At 70.1% G+C, this 1,852-nt stretch carries 1 pseudogene; it reads left to right on the plus strand.

Going from position 1 to position 1,852, the window contains the following annotated elements:
- Positions 1-207 precede the first annotated feature (207 nt).
- Positions 208-1,852 (plus strand): annotated as a pseudogene (locus FKP22_RS29110) (hypothetical protein); the annotation flags it as partial.

Consider the following 1,852-nt stretch of genomic DNA (forward strand, 5'->3'; position numbering starts at 1 on the left):
CCGCACGGCGCTGAGCCGGGTGGCGGGCGACAGCCTCAGGCCGTGACGTTTACGGCACCTCCGGCCCATTCGAGGGCCTGAGCGTGCCGCCCGTCACGCTTGGCAACGCGGCGACAGCCGCCGCCGCCTTTGCGCTTCAGCAGCCCATGTACCAGCCGAAAAGCCGGGACACCCCATCCCAACGCCTTTTTTGGCAGGAGACATTCGATGCGCTTTTTCTCGCCCACGCGGCGCTTCGGCCTGACGGCCGTGGCCATGGCCTCTCTCGTGATGCTGGCCGCCTGCGGCGGCACTGACTCGGCCGATGCAGGCGGCGGCGGCGGATCACCGGTGGTGCCGGCCACCACCATTGCCGGCACCGTGGCCGTGGGCGCGCCCATCACCAACGGCAGGCTGCGCGTGCTGGACGCCAACGGCAACGTGGTCGTCAGCGACCTGGCGATTGCCGCGGACGGCACCTATGCCGACGTGACGCTGACCGGCCCGGCGCCGTACCGCATCGAAGCCTGCGGCTATGCCGGCCCGAACTACCTTTGCGTCTACTCGGTGACCAGCGCCGCCGGCACCGCCAATGTCACGCCGCTGACCAGCGCCATGGTGCTGCTGGCCTCGGGCCAGTCGCCCGACACGCTGATGAGCGGCAGCAACCCTGCCCTGACCACCGACAGCATCGCCTCCGCCCAGGACCAGCTGCGCACCAGCCTGTCCAGCGTGCTGGCGAGCGCCGGCATCACCGGCACCCTCGACTTTGTTTCCAGCCCGCTGGACGCCGGCTCGCGCACCGGCTATGACGGTGTGCTGGACGCGATCGGCGTCAGCACCGGCTCTGACGCCGGCACCGCCTTCGTGCAGATCACGCCGCGCATCGGCGAGGGCAACGTCTACATGACGCAGGGCGACACCTCCGGCACCGTGACGACCACCGCCAGCGCCAGCAGCCTGCAGCTGGGCGGCCTGGAAACCCTGTTCAACAACATGACGGCCTCGCTGGCCAGCGCCTCGGCCTGCAGCGAAACCAGCACCGGCATCCTGCGCTCGCTGGCACCGAACGCCCACATGCAGCTGGGCGACGGCAACGACGTCGCACGCGGTGCCACTGCGGTCGCGCAAGGCCTTTGCAGCTTCTTCGCCCAGGGTGACAACGGCACGCCGATGTGGGGCTCCCGGCTGATGAGCCCGACGCTGGGCCGCTGCGACACCAGCGCCACGCCGACCTGCCGCGTCTCGTTTGTGCTGCAGGACACCGACGGCAACGTCAAGCCTGTGGGCGACGGCATGGCCGTGACCCAGGTCGACGGCCAGTGGAAATTCCTCGGCGACCTGTTGCCGATCAGCCTGCACGCCGCCGCCAAGGCCCAGCGCACCCGCCGCATCGACAGCACCGAGCCGGTGTTCGACTACGACCGCGCGCTGGCCTTCGACGTGGGCGCGGTTTCGGGCCTGATGTGCGCCCAGATCTCGCAGCGCGACAGCAGCGGCGCCGCAACCACCATCGCCTACTTCAAGCGCTACGGCGAGAACGTGCAGCGCCTGTCGCTGTGGACCGTGGACGGCTGGGGCAACGGCGCCAGCACCGACCGCCTGGTCGGCCAGCTGCGCGGACCGGACGACACCTGGGTGGCCCTGCCGCAAGGCACCGATGGCGACGCCGTGGTGCGCAACTTCTACCGCGGCGGCCGCACCGTGACCTTCTCGTTCTTCAGCGACGGCGATTGCAGCGTGCCCATGGCCATCGAAGGCCAGACCAGCTACGACGTGGACGTCAACGGCGTGCCGCCGGTCTGGTCGGCGATGGAAAGCCTGCCCTGGCCCGAACTGGACGCCGACAGCGTGAGCGCCCTGCGCAGCCTGG

Source organism: Ideonella azotifigens, from assembly GCF_006519715.1.
GTDB classification, from domain to species: domain Bacteria; phylum Pseudomonadota; class Gammaproteobacteria; order Burkholderiales; family Burkholderiaceae_C; genus Ideonella; species Ideonella azotifigens.